General features: G+C 51.2%; 10 protein-coding genes. 3 read left to right on the top strand and 7 right to left on the bottom strand.

The genetic code is table 11. The annotated features are described in order from the left end of the window. Positions 1-83 precede the first annotated feature (83 nt). On the top strand, positions 84-965 hold the full coding sequence (locus tag KIH39_RS05700; protein WP_213498296.1) for a DUF1570 domain-containing protein: 882 nt from the start codon (positions 84-86) through the stop codon (positions 963-965). Here KIH39_RS05700 and KIH39_RS05695 read toward each other — a convergent pair. Then, positions 962-2,275, bottom strand: a complete 1,314-nt coding sequence (locus tag KIH39_RS05695; RefSeq protein ID WP_213498295.1) for a hypothetical protein — start codon at positions 2,273-2,275, stop codon at positions 962-964. The genes KIH39_RS05700 and KIH39_RS05695 overlap by 4 nt on opposite strands. 499 nt (positions 2,276-2,774) lie before the next feature. Between KIH39_RS05695 and KIH39_RS05690 the strand changes: the two genes are divergently transcribed. Beyond that, on the top strand, positions 2,775-4,433 hold the full coding sequence (locus KIH39_RS05690; protein ID WP_213498294.1) for a sigma-70 family RNA polymerase sigma factor: 1,659 nt from the start codon (positions 2,775-2,777) through the stop codon (positions 4,431-4,433). Between the two features lie 71 nt (positions 4,434-4,504). On the opposite strand, the gene KIH39_RS05685 is transcribed toward KIH39_RS05690, so the two are convergent. Genes KIH39_RS05685 through KIH39_RS05660 form a run of 6 tightly spaced genes read right to left on the bottom strand, consistent with a single transcriptional unit; the run spans position 4,505 to position 14,573 of the window. Then, positions 4,505-5,500 carry an AAA family ATPase gene (locus KIH39_RS05685; RefSeq protein ID WP_213498293.1) on the bottom strand — a complete coding sequence of 332 codons (996 nt, stop codon included), beginning with the start codon at positions 5,498-5,500 and terminating at the stop codon, positions 4,505-4,507. Between the two features lie 12 nt (positions 5,501-5,512). Beyond that, complete coding sequence (locus KIH39_RS05680; RefSeq protein WP_213498292.1) at positions 5,513-9,226, bottom strand: VWA domain-containing protein; 3,714 nt, start codon at positions 9,224-9,226, stop codon at positions 5,513-5,515. Positions 9,227-9,235: 9 nt separating this feature from the next. Continuing rightward, a complete protein-coding gene (locus tag KIH39_RS05675) occupies positions 9,236-10,129 on the bottom strand; it encodes a 6-bladed beta-propeller (RefSeq protein ID WP_213498291.1) in 894 nt (297 codons plus the stop codon). Next, complete coding sequence (locus KIH39_RS05670) at positions 10,126-10,995, bottom strand: glycosyltransferase family 2 protein (RefSeq protein WP_213498290.1); 870 nt, start codon at positions 10,993-10,995, stop codon at positions 10,126-10,128. The genes KIH39_RS05675 and KIH39_RS05670 overlap by 4 nt, the downstream gene beginning before the upstream one ends. Positions 10,996-11,008: 13 nt before the next feature. After that, positions 11,009-12,553 carry an ArnT family glycosyltransferase gene (locus tag KIH39_RS05665; RefSeq protein ID WP_213498289.1) on the bottom strand — a complete coding sequence of 515 codons (1,545 nt, stop codon included), beginning with the start codon at positions 12,551-12,553 and terminating at the stop codon, positions 11,009-11,011. After that, entirely contained in the window at positions 12,525-14,573 is a 2,049-nt protein-coding gene (locus tag KIH39_RS05660) for an ABC transporter ATP-binding protein (protein ID WP_213498288.1), read from the bottom strand. Before KIH39_RS05660 ends, KIH39_RS05665 begins: the two co-directional genes overlap by 29 nt. A gap of 133 nt (positions 14,574-14,706) precedes the next feature. Between KIH39_RS05660 and KIH39_RS05655 the strand changes: the two genes are divergently transcribed. Continuing rightward, positions 14,707-15,672 carry a hypothetical protein gene (locus KIH39_RS05655; protein ID WP_213498287.1) on the top strand — a complete coding sequence of 322 codons (966 nt, stop codon included), beginning with the start codon at positions 14,707-14,709 and terminating at the stop codon, positions 15,670-15,672. Positions 15,673-15,688: the final 16 nt, after the last annotated feature.

The following is a 15,688-nucleotide window of genomic DNA, read 5'->3' as shown; positions in this document are numbered from 1 at the left end:
AAAACCCAATCCGATCTGGCACAAAATCGCAATCTGGATTATCCTGCTGCGGGGCAAAGCTCTCGTGTGGGATTTATGGACGGATGAGTTCTCCCAGGTTTCGAAATCATCGGTTCTTTTCAGTGCTGTGGCTGGCAGCCTTGTTAATCGGAGTTCAGCTTGGCTGCGCTTCTTTTAAATCGAATGAAGAAAAGGAAACCAAGGCCGCCCTCATCCCGGCACCCGGTAAATATTCTCTCCGCCTATCCCAGTACGTTTTCTATGCCGATTTTCCCTTGAAAGACCATTCGGGCATGTTCCAGGAACTGGCCGAACTGCACGATCAAGTCTTTAACGAACTGCAATTGCCACCTTCAACGGCCATAGTTCAAGTATTTCTCTTCGAAGATCAGGCCCGCTACGAAAAATATATGCGGAACCGGTACCCCGATTTGCCGCGTCGGCGAGCCTTCTTTATCTCGCAACCGCGCTCCTCGCGCGGAACGGAAGACCTGCTAGTCTTTACCTACTGGGGGGATAACATCACGGAAGATCTCCGGCACGAATTGACTCACGCTTTGTTACACAGTTCATTGCACGAGGTGCCCCTTTGGCTCGATGAGGGCTTGGCGGAATACTTTGAATTACCCCCCGCCAATCATGGTTTGAATTCTTCCCACCTAGAGCAGTTGCGCCGCGGCCCGTTTACGCCCGATCTGGCGAGAATGGAACAACTCAATCAGGTTCAGCAAATGGAGAGAGCGGAATATCGCGAAGCCTGGGCCTGGGTCCACTATCTGATGCAATCCAAGCCGGATCGTAAAAAGGTGCTTCTAGATTACTTGCAGGAATTGCGAACCCCTCAGAGAAGCGCCACCTCTATGATGTCCCGCCTCCGCGAGTTAACACCGACAGTAAACGACGAACTTCGCGATCATCTGGCCGGTTTGGACGAAAACAAAGTTGGCGACGCGAGTAAACCCTAGTCTTTGAACTTTATGGTTCGGACCATGGTTTCGACATCTTTTCGCAGAGCATCCGAATCGGCCCCCACAATTCGACCCGCAACAGTCGCCCCATAACTTCTCCCGGCGATCACATAGTAATCCAAGGTCGGTCGAGCGTTGCTCTCCTGCACTTCCAGGGTGAATCGAGCCGCATTAGCAAACTCCGTGAACTTATGGATCGGGTTAACGACCCGGATCGGCACCTTGCGATCCCGGAAGAAATCCGAAACTTCCTTCTGATAGCGCTCGGCGGAGGGCAACTTCGCCATCGGATCTATCGTAAATAAGACCCCGCTACCGCCTGGTTCATCGACCGTGATCTGTCGGCCTCGAGTTTGATTGATATGCCAGCGTCGGGGATATTGGAAGGAGAAACCGAGTTCCGGAATCTCGTACAGCAGTCGGGTGTTCGACTCGTTAGGCAGAATGTCTGAAGCGGAGACCGCCGCAATTTTCCTAAGTGAAAAGGCCTCTCGTGGCTCACGAGTGAGGACAAAACGACCTTCGAGTTTTCCATTGATCTCTCCCTTTGAATCGAATAAATGCTGCTCTCCCAGAATGGAAACATAGGTGATGACTTTGCTTTGAAGGTCAAAAAAGACCGATCCTTTCAAAGTGTGCTTTGTCGGCCCATCTTCATTGACCCCACGTGCGGACCCGGATAGGCTTAATTCGCCGACCTGACGGCCATTCAGAGTGGTTACCTGAACGAAGCGACCGATCAAGTTGTTATCTTCCACCTTTTCGAGATCTGTGAGGTCGCGAGCGGTTTCGCTGGGAAGCTTCCAAGTATCCAGTACTTTCACTTCCTTGCCAGGCAGCAGCCCCATCAAAGCTGGAACGAAGGTTTCAGTGCGAAGAAATTCAATTTCATTCCAGGTCAGCGGTGCGGCTGGGGAAAAGGGGAGTCGCTTTCCTTCCTTCTCCAGAAAGACCATTTGCTTGATGGCGGGACGGAGTCGCATCGACTGATCTACGTCGGCTACCGCTTTGCGGAAATCGATGGTTTCGTATATTCGAAGCGTTCTACGCTCGGCAATTTTTTTGTCGTCTGGAAGAATTTCTTCGGAATAGTTGGTGGTACAAAGTCCCCGGATGGGAACGGTTTTGGCAGGCTTTCCCTCTCCCACGGGAATGGTGATACTGCCGCTGAGCTGAGAGCGGGTTGCTACCCGATATGCGGTACCGACTTCAAAGGACTCTTTTAGGAGGTAGGTCTCTTGAGATATTGCATTTGAGCTTAACCAGAGTGTTACACTTATTGCCGTTAGGAAATGAAGTCGAGGCATGAGATCTCTCACAGAATCCGGGCGAACATTGCATTTTACCTTGTCCGGGGAGGCGACAGGATTAATCCCGAAAAGCAATTAGAGATTCTGAGGTAGGCACTCGCTACGACCGCTGCAGCAGGATTCGACTCAAAATGAGAGTGTGCAAATATTCTCATTGGCATGCAAAATTGCACAGGAAAGACTGTAAATTTGACCATCAAAATTGCGATTCAAAACAACAATAATACAAACGTCTTATAGACAAATCCGCCTTGTAATCAGGAAAGTCAGCAAATACCGCCTATTTTTTTAGGTGGCGACCAAAAAAAGCTGACCAGACTATTTGGCACGAGCTTTGCATAGATATTCCCCGTAGCGCGAACCTTGGATTGGTAAGTTCGCGTCTAAAGGTTGAGTCCAAAAGTATTCTACGCAGCCGGGAAAGATTCCAGGCAATTTAAAGAATAACCTTTAGACGGGCTTACCGGAAACGATGGACCACCCAGGAGCGGTTCCGGTGAATACCTTCAAGCATTCAGAATTGGAAGCTTTGGCGGACCAGCAGGTGCGATACGCTCCCGTGGAACGCCGTCATGAGCAGTTGATTGAGGCGCAAAAGCTTCTGGGAGAAGTGAAACTTGGGTCGACCTACCCTTATGCGTACGTCTGCTTTCGAATCACTGGTTACCGGTCTAAAACCCATGCGGATTTGCTCATCGAAGGTATCGAGCTTCAGAACGATCTTCATCTGATCGTCCGCATGCTCGAAAGATCGATTCCCGCGCTTCCGATTGAAGAAGCCCGGGAACCGATGCTCACGCTGGAAGAAATCAGCAGAAAATTTAATGTATCCACGAAGACGATCAGTCGATGGCGGGTTCGTGGACTAGTTGGCAATCGGGTGATCATGAATGGTCGCCGACAGTTGGCTTTCCCGCAATCGATCGTCGAATCGTTTTTGAATCAACACCAGGATCGCGTGGCAAGGAGTAGCAGATTTTCTCATCTGACTACGTCGGAGAAAGACAAGATTCTCCACAATGCCCGACGATTTGCCCGGGCCGGCGCATCGCTCACGGAAACGAGCCGCCGAATTGCCCGGCAGTTAGGAAGATCGGTCGAAGCTATCCGGTATACCATTCGGAACTTCGATCAGGAGAACCCCCCGCTGGCTATTTTCCTCAAACCAGTTGGGGTTGCGATGACTGAGGATACCACACAGGAACGGAAGGGGATCGCCATGAACACCCTTGCGAAGAAATACGGTCGGGAGCGGAATCCGCAGTTCAAAGATAAGAATGAAGTGCGAGCCGAGTCTCTGCTCAAGACACCGGTCGATTACATATACAATGCCGACTTCGATGACTCGACGAAGGAAAACGAAATCCTGGCGTCCATGCCGGGGGAAGAAAAATTCCAGGCCGACCGCAAGAGCATGAAAGCTCCCAAAGACGTTCCTGCCGAACTTGCTTCCCTGTACGAATGGCCGCTGTTAAGCCGGGAGCAGGAAGCTCATCAGTTCCGACTGATGAATTTCCTGAAACACAAGCTGCATAAGCTGCGACAGTCGATCAATCCGGATCAACCCCGCGTCAAAGAAATGCGGCAGGTGGAAGAACTCCGCCTGAAAATTCAGGATGTGAAGAATCGACTGATCAATTGCAATATGCGGTTGGTGGCCTCCATTGCCAAAAAACACTCCCTGCAAGGGGAAAGCCTGTTCGAACTTATTTCGGACGGGAATGTATCTTTGCTCCGTGCCGTTGAAAAATTCGACTACGGACGAGGTAATAAATTCAGTACCTATGCCAGTTGGGCCATAATGAAAAATTATGCCCGTAGCATTCCCGAAGAAAAGAAGCAGCGTGAGCATTACCTCACGGGTGCGGAAGATGTCTTCGAAGCTCGCGCCGACGTTCGTTCGGACGAACAGGAATTGCTGGCCCAGGCGGAAACTGCTCGCAGCAAGATCAATATCCTGCTCGATGGTCTCGACCCTCGAACGCGGGAAGTGATTAAGATGCGAAACGGTCTCGACGGGTCCGCGGAAATGACCCTCGAACAGATTGGCAAGCTCTTTGGAATTACCAAAGAACGCGTTCGCCAGATCAACGTTCGGGGTATGAAGCAGCTTCGAGAACGGGCACTGACCCACAGTGTGGAGATTCCCGCTTAATCTGAATTAATAACAACCAAACCCCGAAGGTTTTCCTCCGGGGTTTTTTATTGCCCTTTTCGAACCACCCGTCAATCCTTTAAGACTTCCGGAACCTCCTGCAGAATTTGCGAAAGCACCATATCGGTCGAAAGACTTTCCGCCTGAGCTTCGAAATTCAACAATACCCGATGGCGCAGGGCCAGGAGGTAAACTTTCCGAACATCTCCAAAGCTGACGTTGAATCGATTCTCCAGCAATGCCTGCACCTTAGCCGTCAGAATAATGGCCTGAACGCCGCGCGGACTCGCCCCGCAGCGTACGTAACGATTGGTAATCGGCAGAGCGAATTCATTATTCGGGTGCGTGGCCAGCAGCAACCGGATCGCGTAATCCTGCACCGGCCCGGCCACTAGCACCTCCCGAATCAATTGTTGCGCTTCTATTATCTCATTCCCGTCCATGATTTTTTCAGGCTTGGTATGATCTGCCTTTGTTGTCCGATCCAGGATGAAATTCAGATCCTCGCGGGTACAGAAAGGGACAATCAGCTTGAACAAAAAGCGGTCTAGCTGCGCCTCGGGGAGGGGATAGGTACCTTCCTGTTCGATGGGATTTTGAGTGGCAAGCACGAAAAACGGTTCTTTCAGGCGGTGGATTTCGCCGGCTATCGTAACGCTATGTTCCTGCATGGCCTCCAGCAGAGCCGATTGCGTTTTAGGAGTCGCCCGGTTGATTTCGTCCGCCAGTACAATCTGCGCGAAGATCGGACCCGACTGAAATCGGAATTCGCGCCTTCCCTCGGGTGTCTCGGTGATGATGTTCGTTCCGAGAATATCAGAAGGCATCAAATCGGGCGTGAACTGAATGCGAGCAAAGTTCAATTCCAGCGTTTGCGATAACGTTCGGACTAAAAGCGTTTTGCCCAGACCTGGCACTCCCTCCAACAGCACGTGACCACCTACAAAAATAGCCATCAGCACACCTTCGACAACGGCATCCTGACCGACCATCACTTTGCCAATTTCCTGCTTCAGCTTCTTGTGCTTTTCCCGAAAGAGGGAGGCTCGTTCCGTAATATTGCTCATGGTTCGTCTCGCTTAAGATTTATTCTCTTCGGGATTATCGGTGTCTGTAGCAGCCCGCTTTTTGGCCTTCTTCAACTTGCTGAAGAAATCGTCGGTTTTGTCGGTCGGTTTAGTTTCAGTGGTCGCTGGTTTAGGCTTAAGGACGGGAGCCGCCGGGTTATCCAAGATACTATCGGCACCAGGGGGCGGAACGTAAGTGGCAGGATTTCCCGGGGTAGCCTCGAACTTTCGTTCCGATTTCCCCTGATCGATCGTCTCGGCCACTTCCGTTTTTTTCTGCCTCAAGCGATTGAGGAAATCATCCGATTTCGACTCAGCCATTTCAACAGTACGAAGTTTGTTCCAGGCTTGTCGGGCATAAGTGTTCAATTCTTGAGGGTCGAGATTGATGCGACGAGTTCCCACATCGGCCAGTAGCGTACAGCCCGCCAGAAATACCAGCCAGGGCCAAACGGTTTGTAAGCTCCGGCTCGTCGCCAATCCAGGTCGGAAAAGTTCTTCCCCGCTGATGATCTTCTTGAACTGCGCATCCGATTCCAGGTAAATATTTCCACCCGTGATCTTGCTCAGCTTGGTCATAAGTGCGGGATTGCTTTCCAGATCATTGAATTCGGGAGAATAAGAAATTGTCACGGCCGTGCGTTGGCTGTCGACCACTTTCTCACCAGCCTTTTGCTCTACGACAGGAGTATTGTCGTCGGCATAAAGCAGGGTTCCCTCCGGATTTTTTTTGACTTCGGTCCCGTCTTCCAGAAAGAGCTTGCCGTCCTTCTCAATCAACTTGGAGGAAAGATTCTCTTTGGATCGACCTTTATAAGTCGTCACCGTCTGACGTGCGACCGCATTTAGTAGATAAGTACCGGCCTCTTCGGCCTTTAACTCGGCCTCGTAGATGCCGGGGGCTTTCTGTTCGAAACGAATTTCTGCCGGCTTGGTATCGGGTCCACTATTCGGTTGTGTGACGCCGCCATCCAATCGCAAATTGGTGATCGGCTGATTTGCCTCATCTCGGGCTTCGACCGTCCATCTTACGCGGCCATCTCGGTATTCGGTGGCTATCGAGAGCCGCTCTGTTTCCACGCCGCGAATCGCCCAACCGATGACCTGCTCCCAGAATTTGCGATACATATCCGATCCCGCCCAGCGTCGATCCCAGCCTTCCACTTTTTGCGGCTGCGAACGGGCATCGCTTGTGAAAGCCACCGAGCGACCTAGGCCGTACTGCCAGGCAGCCAGCACAGGAAATACCTGGTCAAAGGTTCGAGGCCCTTCGATAAGCACTTCCACTAGCGGTGAATTTTTTCGAGTGGTACGAACGAAGCCGAAGAGATCGGGGAGATTGGTATCCAATTGATCCGTCGGACCGCCCCGCAAAACCATCTTGGGATTAAAGCGAGCGTCGTAGATGAAAGATTGGCTGACACGTCGCGTTTCCTGGATATAAATCGCGGGCAGTTTATTAGCGTCTTTGACCTCGTAGAATTTTCCGCCCTTGGCGGCCTCGAAAGCCATGGTCTCCATGCGTTTGTTTTCATTCACGCCATGAGTCGCAACCCCAACCGTGGTACAGGTGATTCCAGCCTTTTTCATCCCCTGGAGTGCTTTCAGTCCCAATGCACCCAACTGAGGATCGCCGTCGCTGATGATTATGCAATGCTTGGTGGACAACCCCAACTCTGGATCGGAAAGCGTTTCAAAAGCCGCTCTGAGATGAGGATCGAAATCGGGCATATCGCCTGGAACCATGCGATCTATCAACTTGTAAAACTTGGTTCGATCAGTTCCTACAGTCTGAAAAGGAATATGCCAGTTGGCTTTCAGGCCCCCGAAGTACAGCAATCCGACCATATCGACGGCCGATAATTTCTGAATGGCCAGCTTGGCAATATCCTTCTGCCATTTATTGCCATCGGCCAGTTCGGAGGCATGCATGATCAAAACTAGACCACCTTTACCCGCGGCCTTCATGGCCTTGATATCGCAATCGACGGGCAGGGCATCTTCTATGGGCGTTTTCTGATATCCCCCAGCCCCAAAACTATCCGGACCGCCAATCATCACCAGTCCGGAACCTTGATCGTAAGTGTTACTTCGAATCGTCTCTTGCTGATCTCGGGTCAATAGCTCGGCGGGAACATTCGCAAGGACCACGCAATCGTAGTTACTGAGAAAAACCGATAGTTCATTGCGATCCACGGGCAAACGGGTGACATTTACCGGAACCACCTGAAATTTGGCGGCTCGGAGTTGATCGATCAAAAATTGATGAGCGAAAGCTCCCTCTTCATCACCTTCCGCTTCGAGCATCAAAACTTTTCGTTGCCCTTTGGCGATGATGTGAGTAATTGCCCGATTATTTTGAATCCGATCCCCCGGCAGTTCCTCGTTCGGTTTAAAAATCGCTTTGTAGCTGTAAGCCGAGTCGATTTCCTTACCAGTATCGTCCAGTTTATCGCGAAACGTGAACACAGTCAGACCAGGACGAAGCCGAACTTTCGCTCCGATTGGAGAGGTTTCCAGAACGTCGAAGGTAGGCTGTATGGGAACCGCCTTTTCGCGTCCCTCCTTGACTTGGATTAGTTCTAAAGTTCCTTCCACGGACTTATTCGGATTTGTATTTCGCATCAAAACCCGCAGCGGAAGTCGTGCTCCTTTGGCCGTGCGCGAAGGCGTCTCTATGTTCTGGACCATCACTTCGTTGTCATTGTGATATTCCGGAGCCAGCAGCACAGTGTCGATCTGAACGCCATTCTGTTTAGCGAGTAACGCCTGTTCTTCGGCATTCCCGAGATTTTCGTTTCCATCACTCACCAGCACGATTCGCTTGGCGGTTCCTTCCGGAAATGAAGCGAGTGCTAACTTGATAGCCGAGGCGATGTCTGTGTACTGGCCATCAATCGGACCCGCGAGGCTATCGCTCACGACCATTTTGTCCACGGCAGCGGGAGGAAGTGCGAGACGAGGCCGCTTTCCGAACAGAATGGCCCCGGTCAGATCATTGCGATGAGCAGGTCCCTTTTTACCTACCGCTTCGTTGATGAATTGTTGAATTCGCCTCCAGCGATTGTCCTGGGCGACACCCGCTGCATCGACCGTTTTGCCGTCAAATTCGGTGGGTATGCTCAGACTTCGATCCAGCACGAAAAGCACCGTCGTATTTTCATTCATTTTTCGAAGCTGGGGTTCTGCCATGGCCAGTGCGAGGAATGCAATCAAGCCGCTACGCAATCCCAATATGATCCAGCGGCGTCGGGCCCCGAGGCTACTTAAACTCTTGTAGCTCCAGGGTACCAGCACTATCAGAATCAAAAGTAACAGAAGCCATATCGGTTCAACAAAGCGTAACCCTAATAGGTTCAGATAGGCCGATTTGCCAGCGCCCTGGATCGGATCGACCAAAAACCCGAGGGAACAGGCGAAGAGAAGCAGACTGGCTCGAAAAAGTTCGAAAGACCACCTTCTAAAAGCCAGAACGGTGATCAATTCGAGAATCAATAACGCCGCGCTGCCACCGGCCCACCACAGAAACAGATCTTCCCGCTCGGGTGCACTCGAGCAACTGTAGCGATAAATGAAATGCCCTGTTGCCAGACAAATCGGAATTAAAAACCAGAAGCGAAGGAGAACTTCACGGAGCGGGAGATGCCGAAGCAAGCTGATCGCCAGACCTGGCAAAACGCAGATTATCAGCGTCAGTGCCAACCAGTGATCGTTCAGATAGTACATCGACTGATCCTACTCCGCGAAGCGAAACCGCTGAACGCGGTGATTTTTAGTATCGATTACGTGAATGCGATCTTTTGAATCCACCGCTAGAGCCCAAGGGTCGTTGAGTTCTCCGGGCTGGCGTCCGGGGACACCCCAGGTTGCAATAGATATCCCTTCAGCAGTCAGCTTTTGCACCCGATGGTTGCCGCGCTCCAGAACAATCAATTTGCCCTTGGAATCAAACGCGAGATCGAATGGGTAGTTGAACTCACCAGGTTCTGATCCCAGTGTGCCGAATGTTCTTATCCATTTTCCTTCGCGATCAAAAACCTGAATGCGGTGATTGCAGGAATCCGCAACGTAAATGAGCTTATCTGGTCCGAATGCCATGGCTCGTACGCGATTAAACTCGCCATCCTCAATTCCAGTTTTCCCCCAATGTTTCAGCAGATTGCCATCCGCATTCAGTTTGGAGATGCGATCCAAATCTCCAAATTCCGAGATGTAGAAATTTCCGTCTTCATCCTGCAGGGCATCGCTGACGTAGCCGAAATTCGCGCCGTTTCCATCAATGACTCTGAGCTCTTTACCGGTCGCATCGTAGATGCGAATGCAATGATAATGCGAGTCGCAAACGATGACATTCCCATCCCGATCAATTCCTAATCCGCTGGGTCGGCCGTTACGGTAATCGGGGGTGTGCCAGCTGACGCCAAGATGGTTGCCGTCCAGATCAAATTCCTGAATCTTGGCTTGCATATCGACGATGAATAGGCGTCCCTGGGGATCGATCGCCGCCGCTCGAGGAACGGTGAAATGGCCATCGGTCACACCAAAGGAACCCCAGACCAATTCCGGTTTCGCGGGATTCTTGGAGCACCCGGCTATCAGGAGAATCAGGATCGAAAAATAATGTCTCATGGTGTAGGGGCGGGATCCGCTAGGACAGTGGGAAGCATAGGATCGCACGGCGGATCTTCGGATCTCAATTTTTGCTTGAATTTCTGCTTACGAAAGACCTCACTTCGATCTTTTCTGAACAGTTCCGGCAGTTCCGGTTCCGCTCCCCAAGGCATCGGACTTTGGTTCTGAGCGATGGGCACCTCATCCATGAGAAATCCCAGGAAAGTCGCCTTTGCCAGGATCTCCGCCAGGAGGAATTCGGAATCGGACTGCAATTCCATTCTTTCCAGAACTTCCCGTCGAATAATTTTAAATTCACTGAAGGTATCGTGGAATTTCAAACCAAACTGCAGGCGCAACCGCCACCAGCGACTCCAGGAGTATTGGGAACACAAGCCCTGCGGCTTCTCCGGAAGATGGCCGAAAAAAATCCGAGTTCCGTACCGCAAAATCTCGCCACGAAAGGCCGCACCGCCTACGTAAGGGAGATCCAGCCGACAACCGTTGACAACAGCAACCTGCTGGCCAGTCAGTTCATTTTTTTGTTTGAGGGCGTCGAGCAGCTTGCGAAGTTCTTCGGGCTGGTAAGGATAACGCAGGGAGGTCAGCAGGATCAGTTCTTTCTGAACGTTCGGTAGGGCCGTGCGAAGACTCGCCCCGTAGCCCCGGCGGGTCTCATGATGAAAGATCTGTAAATTAGAATACTTCGGGTTCGCCTGCATGGTGCTTAGAGTATCCCGGGTCGAATCGCTGCTTCCATCATTGATGACGATAATTTCGTAGGGTCGTTTCAATTTTTCAACTGTTTCCTGCCAGATCGAAACAGCTTTTGTCAAATGGTTGGATTGATTGTAAACGGGAAGTAGGATTGAGATGCCATCCATATACAGTTCAGTCTCAAGGTGCGTTTGATTTCTCTGCTTTCAAAAATACATACGCACGATGAGCTTTGCCAGCGGATTGCAGAAAATCGACACTTCGGAGCAAGATTTTCAGTCTGAATTCCTTCAACTCTTCCTGGCATTCCGCCAAGGCCTCTTCGCGAATGAGAAAGTTCGCGTTATCGCCGAGCAAAGTTCTCAAATCGTGCCATTCGATCACGGTTTTCAGCGGTTTGCCCAGTTGCCAGGAGAGTTGATGAGCTTCCAGTCGAAATAGTAGGATTGGGCTGGGTTTGGGTTGTTCCTGTCGAACAGCCACCGAGAAAGCGTGAATCTCATAGGGGAGCGCATCTCTCTGCTGGCTGATCCTCACCCCAATCGTCGTTCCCAGAGAAACAAGAAGAAAGAGTATTTGCGTCATCCTCTGAACGCTTGAGGAGTGCCGGCTCTGCATGGCGTTCCAGAGTACGCCAGTGAATATCGCTAGCCAGGGATAAGCCGGCAGCAGGTAATCCGCCCTCTTGAAACGGGAGAACGATAGACCGAAAAAAATCACGCAGAAAGCGACCAGGCTAAACCAATACAATCCACCAAGGCCGGGCTGCTCCTGCAAATTAATCCGGAGTTCTCGCCGTCGAAGCACAGCCACTACCGACACCAATAAAAAGGGCGACCAGGGCAGAAAATCAAAAGCCAAGCGCGGAATATAAAACCATACGGGATGCGACGCGAGTTCGCTTCCGCCAAATGCTCGGTGAAAATGGTGATAGACGATTAACGATTCGAATAGCTCCCCATTCGTGTGCCGATTGGCCAGGTAAAACCATGGAATAACGAGAATCAATGAACCAAAACCCAATAAAACTGTCGCGACCAGGGTAGGGGAACACAACAAGTCGAATCGCGAATTCCATCGACGCGACTTCGCAATGCAAAGTACGCTCCAGGCTCCTAGAATCATCAACCAGCCGATCAAGCCTTTCAGGAACAAAGCAGAAGCCAGGCTGAACAGAAGCAGGAGGCTTTTCGCAAACATCCCCACTCTGGAAACCGGAGACCAGGTTCCCAAAATCAAGGCCATTGTCACCACACCGGTCAAAACCATATCGATTCGTCCGGTGCGTGCCAAGGCGATCCAGTGAATGGAAGTCATTAGGATAATGGCAATCCCAAACGCGGGTCGTCGAGGCAGTAATCGACGTACGAAAACGTGAACCAGCAGAACGGTGAATGTCGCCGATAGAGCTGCGGGAAGGCGGACGTCTATCTCATCCACATCGTGACCGCGTAAAGTCGCTAAACCGGCCACGAGCCAATAATATCCCGGCGGTTTTTGCAATTCGAGAGAGCCATCAAAAAGTTGAGGAAGCAAATAGTCTTGTGATTCGAGGAGACTTTGGGCATCCATGGCCGCACGGGCTTCGTGGCTGGCCCAAAGATCCGAGCCATTCAAATCGGTGGCATAAATAATCAGGCAGAGGGGAAGCAGAATCGCAATTTCACAGATAATCCGAGCGGGCGAATTTTCTCGACTAGGCAGCCCGGCGAACAGCATGCGCATCCACCAATCGCTGATAAGTGTAGGAACTCTCGATCAACTGTTCGTGAGTTCCAATCGCTTCAATGCGACCTTTATCCAGGACGACGATACGATCGGCAATCTCGACGGCATGCATCTTGTGTGTAATGATGAAGACGGTCCGCCCCTTTTTGAAATCCTTCAGGACATCGTGAATCAGATTTTCAGATACTGGGTCGCATTGGCTTGTGTGCTCGTCCAGAATCAGAATCGAAGGATTCCGTAAGATGGCTCGCGCCAGTGCGATACGCTGTTTCTGACCACCCGAGAGGCTTTTCCCAGCTTCGCCGGCTAACGTTTCATAGCCGCCGGAGAGTTTAAGAATGAACTCATGTGCGAAGGCCTTTTTGGAAGCTTCGATCACCTCTTCCTTGGTCGCCTGTCGGTTCCCGTAAAGAATGTTGTTGAAAATCGTGTCGTCGAACAGGATGGTATCCTGCGTCACAATTCCAATCTGTTTGCGCAGACTGCGAAGATTCGCTTCCCGAAGATCGATTTCATCGATCAAAATCGATCCATGATTCGGATCGTAAAATCTCGGCAACAAATTCAATAGTGTCGATTTTCCACAGCCATTGGAGCCTACCAGAGCAATGGTCTCGCCGGCGGCCACCTTCAAGGAAATGTTGGTGAGAACAGGATAGCCGTCGTGGTATGAGAAGCAAACGTCCTTGAAGACTATCGATTTCGAATGGCGTTCCAGTTGCGGCCCGGAGGCATTCGGTTTCACTTCGGGAGCCTTGTCCATGAATTGGAATACGCGATCCGAAGCCGCGGAGGCGTTTTGAATCTTGGTATAAACACTGGAAAGTTTGCGAATCGGATCGGCCATACCGACCAAAAGCGCAAAAAGGTTCAGTAAAGTCTCAATTTCGATAGGACTCTGACTCATTCGAAAACTCATCCCGGCGATGACCAGATGAGTCTTTTCGTTGAGAACCAGATAAGCTCCCGCAAGGAGGGCGCAACTCACGGCCGTGATCCCGAGAATTTCGATCAAAGGACCCGCCAAGGCATCGATAGTAATCACCCGCATCGACCGATCTGCATAGTCCCGGGTCGCCTCGCTGAACCGACGGCGTTCGTAGGATTCCATCGTAAAGGCTTTGACGACGCGCAGCCCCTGGAAGGTTTCCTGCAAGATCTTGTAAATACTGGACATACGATCCAAAACCCGACGGGTCGCCTTCTTCATCATCCGGCTGGTTTTGGCCATCAACACCAACGAGACCGGCGTCATTATCAGGAATAACACCGTCAACTGCCAACTAATCATGGCGGCAATCACAACGCAGGAAAGTGCTCGTAATGGCTCAGCTATAACCTTGCCATAGAGAATCTTCACGCCGACGCCGATCTGCTCGGTATCGTTGGTAAATCGGGTCATCAGATCGGCGGAGCCCGATTCCTGGATTTGCCTCAAATCCTGTTGAATTGTTTTGCGGAAAAAGTCGTTACGCAGGTCGTAAAGTGTTTTATTCATGACACTTCCGACAAGCCATTCCTGCCAGAATTCAAAGAATCCTTTGATGGCCACCGCCAACACTACCAGGCCAAGAATGGCCGCCAACGTCAGAAATAAGTCCTGCGGCAAGTGCTTGATGACGTAGACTTTCAATTGCTGATAGCGATAGATCCGGGAGGCGGTGCTATCCATGCGGGATTCGATCTGAGCGATCTTACCACTCAGGTAAAGCTCTTCATGTTTTCGAAGCCCCGGATCCGCCCACTGGTATTTTCCCTTTTTGACATCTTCCTCGAGATAATCTCGAATTTTTTGAATATTTTCCGAATCCCGAGAAGCCTCGTCCTGTAGGGTTTTCAGCTTCTGGTCGACCCACTGGTGCAGGTTTTGGCGGCTACCTAGAATTTTCAAAACGGGATAGATTGCTGTGAAATTCGAACCCCACAGAGCCGCCGCTGCTATGGCGCAGAGTACGGAGATAATCAGCCTGGCACGATATTTCCAGGAATACTTCAGTGTGCGAAGAAAGTTCCGCATGTGTAAACCAGATCCCTCTGGGAGAAAGATTCTTCCCTGAGCTATCGCTTATATCCTGTTTGAGGAATAATAACAAGATGGACCGCTTGAGAGATCCCCTTCAGGCTGGCAAATGGGAGAAAATAGCGAAGGTATGGATGTCACCCCGCTCGCAAAATGGCTGAAGATCTCGACGACCCCCTGGCCGCCCGACTATTTTCGTCTGGTGGGACTGGAAATCGGGGAAGGAACAGCCGCGGATATTGAAGCTAGAGTCTTCGAGAGAATGGAACTCCTTCGCAACTATCAACTTAAGTACCCCGAGCAAGTCACAGAGGGTATGAACCTGCTTGCCCAGGCTATGGTCTGCCTCTGTGATTCCGCCCAGCGCACAAAATATGAAAGATCACTCGGTTTACGCAGACCGGAAGCCCCCAAGGAGACACCGAAACCCTCGAATCTACCCATCGCCAAACTCGTCACAGAATCTCAGAGCCAGATTAGTCATGAAATCGATCTGACCCAAGAAGATTCGCTGCTGGTTGCGCGCCAGGTTCAGACGGCGTTCGATCAAGTTGAAAATGCGGCCTCGGTCGCATTGCAGAGAATAGACAACGCTCCAAAAGATCCGCGGCGATTACCTTGTCAGAAAAGAAGCTTCTTACGTCGACTAATTCGACTACTCCGGCAGTTTCAGGCGATGCTTCAACTGTCGGCCCGTCGGAGCTTCGAAGAGAAGCAAACCCGCATGCTGCAGTATACGTGCACGCAGATCAATCAGGCATGGACTCATCCCTTTTGGCCGCAGATCGAATGGGCGGGGCAGGGCGATCGCTTATTGTCCATTACCAAAATTCTCTCCCGGTTTCCCTCGTTGGACTATCTGGTCGCCAACCAGTTGCAGGATATCAACCGCGATATCACCCAAACTCTGAGAACGCTCGAAGGACAACTGCAGGCGGAAGAGATCGAATACCAACGTTTACGGCAAAAGCGGCGGGCGAGATCCAAGTTCCGGAGGCGCATTCGCCAGACACTTTGGGAGCCCGAACTTCTCTGGCGGGCCGCCTCTCTTTTGATACTAGGCATCACGCTCACGCGCTGGATGTTCTCGAAGTGAAACGTATCATGACCTG

Source organism: Telmatocola sphagniphila, assembly GCF_018398935.1.
GTDB lineage: Bacteria > Planctomycetota > Planctomycetia > Gemmatales > Gemmataceae > Telmatocola > Telmatocola sphagniphila.
This window is presented reverse-complemented; position numbering and strand designations above follow the sequence as displayed.

What these genes read in the sequence shown, in the direction of transcription:
- KIH39_RS05700 (WP_213498296.1), top strand. Translation starts at nt 84, where the DNA reads ATGAGTTCTCCCAGGTTTCGAAATCATCGGTTCTTTTCAGTGCTGTGG.
- KIH39_RS05695 (WP_213498295.1), bottom strand. Translation starts at nt 2,275, where the DNA reads ATGCCTCGACTTCATTTCCTAACGGCAATAAGTGTAACACTCTGGTTA.
- KIH39_RS05685 (WP_213498293.1), bottom strand. Translation starts at nt 5,500, where the DNA reads ATGAGCAATATTACGGAACGAGCCTCCCTCTTTCGGGAAAAGCACAAG.
- KIH39_RS05680 (WP_213498292.1), bottom strand. Translation starts at nt 9,226, where the DNA reads ATGTACTATCTGAACGATCACTGGTTGGCACTGACGCTGATAATCTGC.
- KIH39_RS05675 (WP_213498291.1), bottom strand. Translation starts at nt 10,129, where the DNA reads ATGAGACATTATTTTTCGATCCTGATTCTCCTGATAGCCGGGTGCTCC.
- KIH39_RS05670 (WP_213498290.1), bottom strand. Translation starts at nt 10,995, where the DNA reads ATGGATGGCATCTCAATCCTACTTCCCGTTTACAATCAATCCAACCAT.
- KIH39_RS05665 (WP_213498289.1), bottom strand. Translation starts at nt 12,553, where the DNA reads ATGCGCATGCTGTTCGCCGGGCTGCCTAGTCGAGAAAATTCGCCCGCT.
- KIH39_RS05660 (WP_213498288.1), bottom strand. Translation starts at nt 14,573, where the DNA reads ATGCGGAACTTTCTTCGCACACTGAAGTATTCCTGGAAATATCGTGCC.
- KIH39_RS05655 (WP_213498287.1), top strand. Translation starts at nt 14,707, where the DNA reads ATGGATGTCACCCCGCTCGCAAAATGGCTGAAGATCTCGACGACCCCC.